We start from the raw sequence: 6,756 nt of genomic DNA, 5'->3' as shown, positions 1-6,756 counted from the left end.
CGTGAGGGAAACGCCCGGTTACATTCCGAACCCGGAAGCTAAGCCTCACAGCGCCGATGGTACTGCAGGGGGGACCCTGTGGGAGAGTAGGACACTGCCGAACTCCTTTTACAGCTCCGGCTCTTGGGCACTGCCCGAGAGCCGGAGCTTTTTTGCGTTGAGGTAGGGTCAGGGAGCACTATCGGCTCTTTTCGCACAGGAGGCCCCCGGGTGGAGGTCCAGGAGACCCGTGTCCAGACAGACCGGGTCCTCACCATCCCCAACATCCTCAGCATGGCACGGCTGGCCGGCGTACCGCTGTTCCTGTGGCTGATCCTCAGGCCGGAGTTCGGCGGCCCCAAGAGCGATGGCTGGGCCCTCCTCGTGCTGGCTCTCAGCGGGGTCAGCGACTATCTCGACGGCAAACTGGCCAGGCGCTGGAATCAGATCAGCAACCTCGGCCGGCTCCTCGACCCCGCCGCCGACCGCCTGTACGTGCTTTCCACGCTGCTCGGCCTCACCTGGCGGGAGATCCTGCCACTGTGGCTGACCGCGCTCCTGCTGGCCCGTGAAGCGGTCCTGCTGGTCATGGTGGGCATCCTCCGCCGGCACGGCTATCCGCCGCCGCAGGTGAACTTCCTGGGGAAGGCCGCCACGTTCAACTTGATGTACGCCTTCCCGCTCCTGCTGCTCAGTGACGGAAGTGGATGGATCGCGTCACTCGCTGCCATTTTCGGATGGGCGTTCGCCGGATGGGGTACAACCCTCTATTGGTGGGCAGGAGTGCTCTACGTGGTGCAAGTCCGCCGATTGGTTCGCGCGGAGACCACGACCGATTGAACTCGGCGATTGTCCAGACATGACGCCTCGATGGCCCGCGGTGTAAAAGTGCGGGACAATCTGGACGGGTGAAGTCGGCTAGACCGTCGTCTCTGGAGGAGGACGCTTCCGACATGAAGGCCGTCGTGATGGCCGGGGGCGAAGGCACACGCCTGCGCCCCATGACCTCTAGCATGCCCAAGCCGCTCCTGCCCGTGGCCAACCGCCCGATCATGGAGCATGTGCTGCGGCTGCTCAAAAGGCACGGGCTCACCGAGACCGTGGTCACCGTGCAGTTCCTGGCGTCGCTCGTCAAGAACTATTTCGGTGACGGCGAAGAGCTCGGCATGGAGCTGACCTATGCCAATGAGGAGAAGCCACTCGGTACCGCCGGAAGCGTCAAGAACGCCGAGGAGGCATTGAAGGACGATGCCTTCCTCGTCATCTCCGGCGATGCGCTGACCGACTTCGACCTCACCGAGCTGATCAACTTCCACAAGGAGAAGGGTGCGCTGGTCACGGTCTGCCTGACCCGCGTGCCCAACCCGCTGGAGTTCGGCATCACCATCGTCGACGAGGAAGGCAAGGTCGAACGCTTCCTGGAGAAGCCGACCTGGGGACAGGTGTTCTCGGACACCGTCAACACGGGCATCTATGTGATGGAGCCCGAGGTCTTCGACTACGTCGAGGCCGATGTGCCCGTCGACTGGTCCGGTGACGTCTTCCCGCAGCTCATGAAGGAGGGCAAGCCGGTCTACGGCTATGTCGCCGAGGGCTACTGGGAGGACGTCGGCACGCACGAGAGCTATGTGAAGGCCCAGGCCGACGTCCTCGAGGGCAAGGTCGACGTCGACATCGACGGCTTCGAGATCTCCCCGGGCGTCTGGGTGGCCGAGGGAGCCGAGGTGCACCCCGACGCCGTACTGCGCGGACCGCTGTACATCGGCGACTACGCGAAGGTCGAGGCCGGCGCGGAGATCCGCGAGCACACCGTCGTCGGCTCGAACGTCGTCGTCAAGAGCGGGGCGTTCCTGCACAAGGCCGTCGTGCACGACAACGTCTACGTCGGGCAGCACAGCAACCTGCGCGGCTGTGTCGTCGGCAAGAACACCGACATCATGCGCGCCGCCCGGATCGAGGACGGCGCGGTCATCGGTGACGAGTGCCTGATCGGCGAGGAATCGATCGTCCAGGGCAATGTCCGTGTGTACCCGTTCAAGACCATCGAGGCCGGCGCCTTCGTCAACACCTCGGTGATCTGGGAATCGCGCGGCCAGGCCCACCTGTTCGGCGCCAGAGGCGTCTCCGGCATCCTGAACGTGGAGATCACCCCCGAACTGGCCGTACGGCTCGCCGGCGCCTACGCGACGACCCTGAAGAAGGGCGCCACGGTCACCACGGCCCGCGACCACTCCCGCGGTGCCCGGGCGCTCAAGCGCGCGGTGATCTCCGCCCTCCAGGCCAGCGCCATCGACGTACGTGACCTGGAGAACGTGCCGCTGCCGGTGGCCCGGCAGCAGACCGCGCGGGGCAGCGCGGGCGGCATCATGATCCGTACCTCGCCCGGTGTGCCGGACTCGGTCGACATCATGTTCTTCGACGGACAGGGCGCGGACCTCTCGCAGGGCAGCCAGCGCAAGCTGGACCGGGTGTTCGCGCGCCAGGAGTACCGGCGGGCGTTCCCGGGCGAGATCGGCGACCTGTACTTCCCGGCGAGCGTCTTCGACTCGTACACCGGGTCGCTGCTGCGCAACGTCGACACGACCGGGATAGCGGAGTCGGGCCTCAAGGTCGTCGTGGACGCCTCCAACGGCAGTGCCGGGCTCCTGCTGCCCAGCCTGCTCGGTAAGCTGGGCGTGGACTCGCTGACCATCAACCCCGGTCTCGACGAGACCCGGCCCACGGAGACGGCCGAGATGCGGCGCAAGGGCCTGGTGCGGCTCGGGGAGATCGTGGCGTCCTCGGGTGCCGCGTTCGGTGTCCGGTTCGACCCCGTCGGCGAGCGGCTGTCGCTCGTGGACGAGAAGGGCCGGATCATCGAGGACGACCGGGCGCTGCTGGTGATGCTGGACCTGGTGGCCGCCGAGCGGCGCAGTGGGCGGGTGGCGCTGCCGGTCACCACGACCCGGATCGCCGAACAGGTGGCGGCGTACCACGGCACCCAGGTGGAGTGGACCACCACCTCGCCGGACGACCTCACGCGCGTGGGACGCGAGGAGGGCACCATCTTCGGCGGTGACGGCAAGGGCGGGTTCATCGTTCCCGAGTTCAGCAGCGTGTACGACGGCACCGCGGCTTTCGTACGGCTGATCGGGCTCGTGGCACGCACCCAGCTCACGCTGAGCCAGATCGACGCCCGTATCCCGCGGGCGCACGTCCTCAAGCGGGACCTGGCGACGCCGTGGGCCGTCAAGGGCCTGGTAATGCGGCGCGTGGTCGAGGCCGCCGGGGACCGCTCCGTCGACACGACCGACGGCGTGCGCGTCGTGGAGAACGACGGGCGCTGGGTGATGGTGCTGCCCGACCCGGCCGAGGCCGTCACCCATCTGTGGGCCGAGGGCCCGGACGACGCCTCCGCGCAGGCGCTGCTGGACGAGTGGTCGGCCGTCGTGGACAGCGCCGGCCGGTAGGACCGTCAGTGAAGGGCCCCGTGGCCGCCGGTACGGCGGTCCCGGGGCCCTTCGCCGTTTCGCCGACCGGCGGCGGAAATGCCGTCGCACGCGCGCGTGCCGGACACGTGTCCCCTGGCGGGCCCGTCCGGCACGCCGGTGGGGCCGTTCGGAGGTACTGCTCGCGACATGCGACGATGTGCGGCATGCCGCAGCAACCCCCCGTTCGGAGCAGCCCCACGCGGCCGCAGCGCCCGGATGCCTCCATGTCGTTGATCACCAACGTCATGGACCACAGCCTCGACGACGGGTACGCCGAGGCGGCTGCCCGGAAGAAGGCCGACGGCGAGGGCGGTCTGCCGAGGACGCTGCGGGCCAAACTGGGGCTGGCCGCCGGTCTCGTCCTCGCCGCGCTGGTCGTGACCGTGGGAGCGGCACAAGCGCGCGTGACGGCGCCCGTGGTGGCCAAGGAGCGCCAGGAGCTGATCGACCGCATCGACGACGAGACGGCGGACGCGGACAAGCTGGAGAGCGGCGTCGACGAGCTGCGGGACGACGTCGGGGCGCGGCAGCGGGCGGCTCTGAGGTCGAGCGGCGGAAGCGCCGAGGCGGACCTGGTCGGGTTGCTGTCGGGTGCCACCGCCGTGCACGGACCCGGCGTCAAACTGGTGGTGAACGACGCCAAGGAGGCCAGTGGCGGCGGTGACGCCGCCAACCCGCGCGAGACGTCGGGCTTCTCCGACACCGGCCGGGTGCGGGACCGCGACATGCAGCGGGTGGTCAACGGACTGTGGGCGTCCGGGGCCGAGGCGGTCTCCATCAACGGGCAGCGGCTGACCGCCCTGTCCGCGATCAGGGCCGCGGGAGACGCGATACTGGTCGACAACAGGCCGCTGGTGCCGCCGTACACGGTGCTGGCGGTGGGGGACGGGCAGAGGCTGAGCACCAGGTTCCAGGACAGCGCCGACGGCCTGTACCTGCACGCCCTGGAGGAGAACTACGGCATCCGCGCCACCATCTCCGCCCAGGGCGACGTCCGGTTGCCCGCCGCCCCCAGTGTGATCGTACGTACAGCACAGCCGAAGTCCGAGAAAACCGGGAAGGGCACATCGTGATCGCCGTACTGGGCCTCGTCGTGGGAGTCGTGGCCGGCCTGTTGGTCCGGCCCGAGGTTCCGGCGGTCGTGGAGCCGTATCTGCCGATCGCCGTCGTCGCGGCGCTGGACGCCGTCTTCGGTGGCCTGCGGGCCATGCTGGACGGCATCTTCGACGACAAGGTCTTCGTGGTGTCGTTCCTGTCGAACGTGGTCGTCGCCGCCCTCATCGTCTTCCTGGGCGACAAGCTGGGCGTCGGCGCGCAGTTGTCCACGGGTGTCGTGGTGGTCCTCGGCATCCGGATCTTCTCCAACGCCGCGGCGATCCGCCGGCACGTGTTCCGGGCGTGACACTTATGAGCGAACAGAACGACCCGAACCAGGGCGACGGCCGCGACGACCGGCCCGGCAACCGGCTGCGCCGGGAACTGCCGGCCGAGGTGCCGGTGCCCGCGCCCCGGCCCGCGCAGCCCGTCGAGGGGCGGCCCGAGCAGTCGCTCACGGGCCGGCAGCGGCTGGTCAAGGGCCTGTGGCCGCCGCGTTTCACCCGTGCCCAACTCATCGTGGCGCTGCTGCTGTTCGGCCTCGGCTTCGGCCTGGCCGTGCAGGTGGCGTCCAACAGCGACACCGACAGCGCGCTGCGCGGCGCGCGTCAGGAAGATCTCGTTCGCATCCTCGATGAACTGGATTCGCGTACCCAGCGTCTTGAGGACGAGAAGCAGGGACTCGAAAAGCAGCGCCAGGAGCTGCAGAGCAGCTCCGACCAGGCCGCGGAGGCGCGCCGGCAGACCGCCGAGAAGGCGAGGCAACTCGGCATCCTGGCGGGCACCGTGGCGGCGCAGGGTCCCGGCATCACCATGACGATCGAGGACACGAAGGGGGCGGTCCGGGCGGACATGCTGCTCGACGCGATCCAGGAGTTGCGCGCGGCCGGCGCGGAGGCGATCCAGGTCAACGGGGTCCGCGTGGTCGCCGGCACGTACTTCGCCGATTCCGGCGCGAGCGTCGGCGTCGACGGGAACAAGATCAACGCGCCGTATCGTTTCCAGGTCATCGGCAAGCCGCAGGACCTGGAGCCGGCGCTGAACATCCCGGGAGGCGTGGTGCAGACTCTGGAGAAGGAGCAGGCCACGGTCACCGTCGAACGGTCGGACAAGATCATCGTGGACGCCTTGCGGCAGGCGAAGCGGCCTGACTACGCTCGGTCGTCCTCCCGGTGAACCGGCGGTGCATGGGGCCGGACGGGCAGGGGCATGAGCTTGCGGGGGGTCGGCGCACCGAAGAGGTGGTGCGTGGTGGAAACTGTTTGGCGGATACGGACGTTGTGAGAATGTCCGGCTCGGCCGGTGTAGGCAATCAGGGTTCGTCCTGCCCCACGGGCGGGTCTGTTTCGGTCAAGGGGAATCGCCCGTGAAGTTGTTTGCGAAGTTGTTCGGCAAGAGCGCGCGAGAGGGCAACGCCAACGCGACCGCTCGTCATCGCGCGCAGCCTGACGCGGAGGGCCAGCGCCCGCTGTTCCGGGACCAGGTCGCTGGTCCGGGCGGTGACATTTCGGGAGGTCAGGGCGCGGCGTCTGTTGACCCTGCCCAGTCCGGCGGCATAGGTTTCGGGCAACCGTCAACCTCAGGTACGGGTGGAGGGTTTGCCTCCGGTCCGTACGCGTCCAACGCCCCGGCGGGGCAGCCGCGGCAGGAGGATCCGTCGATGTCGGTCCTGGTGTGTACGAGGTGCGGTAACCGCAATGCGGAGAACGCCCGGTTCTGTTCCAACTGCGGGGCGCCGCTGCGCCCCGGGGTGGCACCGGAGCGGGCCTCCGAGACGACGTCCACCATCTCGATCTCCGGGCTGGAGGCCTACGACTCCGAGGCGACCGGCCAGACGCCGCTGCCGATGCTCTCTCCGGAGGCACAGGCCGCGGTGGACGCGCTGCCGCTGGGCTCGGCGCTGCTGGTCGTGCGCCGGGGGCCGAACTCGGGCAGCCGCTTCCTGCTGGACAGCGACCTGACGACGGCCGGCCGCCATCCGCAGAGCGACATCTTCCTGGACGACGTGACGGTCTCCCGGCGGCACGTGGAGTTCCGGCGCTCTCCGGACGGCTCCTTCACGGTGGCCGACGTGGGCAGTCTGAACGGCACGTACGTCAACCGCGAGCGCATCGACCAGGTCGCTCTGTCGAACGGTGACGAGGTGCAGATCGGCAAGTACCGGCTGGTGTTCTACGCGAGCCGGCAGGGCATCTGACCCGCCCCCGGACGG

Annotated in this window: 6 protein-coding genes and 1 rRNA gene; all 7 read left to right on the top strand. The window is 68.9% G+C overall.

Going from position 1 to position 6,756, the window contains the following annotated elements; genetic code table 11:
• A 5S ribosomal RNA gene (gene rrf / locus ACH4OA_RS33675) occupies positions 1 to 103 on the top strand; the annotation flags it as partial.
• A gap of 107 nt (positions 104 to 210) precedes the next feature.
• Positions 211 to 819 (top strand): CDP-alcohol phosphatidyltransferase family protein, encoded by a 609-nt coding sequence (locus ACH4OA_RS33670; RefSeq protein ID WP_397941328.1) that lies wholly within the window; start codon positions 211 to 213, stop codon positions 817 to 819.
• A 113-nt stretch (positions 820 to 932) separates the two neighbouring features.
• Positions 933 to 3,428 carry a mannose-1-phosphate guanyltransferase gene (locus ACH4OA_RS33665; RefSeq protein ID WP_365879029.1) on the top strand — a complete coding sequence of 832 codons (2,496 nt, stop codon included), beginning with the start codon at positions 933 to 935 and terminating at the stop codon, positions 3,426 to 3,428.
• Positions 3,429 to 3,604: 176 nt separating this feature from the next.
• Positions 3,605 to 4,522 carry a DUF881 domain-containing protein gene (locus ACH4OA_RS33660; protein WP_397941330.1) on the top strand — a complete coding sequence of 306 codons (918 nt, stop codon included), beginning with the start codon at positions 3,605 to 3,607 and terminating at the stop codon, positions 4,520 to 4,522.
• Complete coding sequence (locus tag ACH4OA_RS33655; RefSeq protein ID WP_003988855.1) at positions 4,519 to 4,851, top strand: small basic family protein; 333 nt, start codon at positions 4,519 to 4,521, stop codon at positions 4,849 to 4,851. The genes ACH4OA_RS33660 and ACH4OA_RS33655 overlap by 4 nt, the downstream gene beginning before the upstream one ends.
• 5 nt (positions 4,852 to 4,856) lie before the next feature.
• Positions 4,857 to 5,720: a DUF881 domain-containing protein gene (locus tag ACH4OA_RS33650; RefSeq protein ID WP_365879025.1), complete on the top strand. Its 864-nt coding sequence runs from the start codon at positions 4,857 to 4,859 to the stop codon at positions 5,718 to 5,720.
• A gap of 190 nt (positions 5,721 to 5,910) precedes the next feature.
• Positions 5,911 to 6,741, top strand: coding sequence for an FHA domain-containing protein (locus ACH4OA_RS33645; protein WP_365879023.1), 831 nt, complete (start codon positions 5,911 to 5,913; stop codon positions 6,739 to 6,741).
• Positions 6,742 to 6,756 lie beyond the last annotated feature (15 nt).

It is taken from the genome of Streptomyces sp. NPDC017095 (genome assembly GCF_044332325.1).
Taxonomy (GTDB): domain Bacteria; phylum Actinomycetota; class Actinomycetes; order Streptomycetales; family Streptomycetaceae; genus Streptomyces.
The sequence above is the reverse complement of the archived record's forward strand: the minus strand, read 5'-3'. Positions and strand labels throughout refer to the sequence as shown.

Bases quoted from the DNA above. Each gene is read 5' to 3' on its own strand.
- ACH4OA_RS33660 (WP_397941330.1), top strand. From the start codon at position 3,605: ATGTGCGGCATGCCGCAGCAACCCCCCGTTCGGAGCAGCCCCACGCGG.
- ACH4OA_RS33650 (WP_365879025.1), top strand. From the start codon at position 4,857: ATGAGCGAACAGAACGACCCGAACCAGGGCGACGGCCGCGACGACCGG.
- ACH4OA_RS33665 (WP_365879029.1), top strand. From the start codon at position 933: ATGAAGGCCGTCGTGATGGCCGGGGGCGAAGGCACACGCCTGCGCCCC.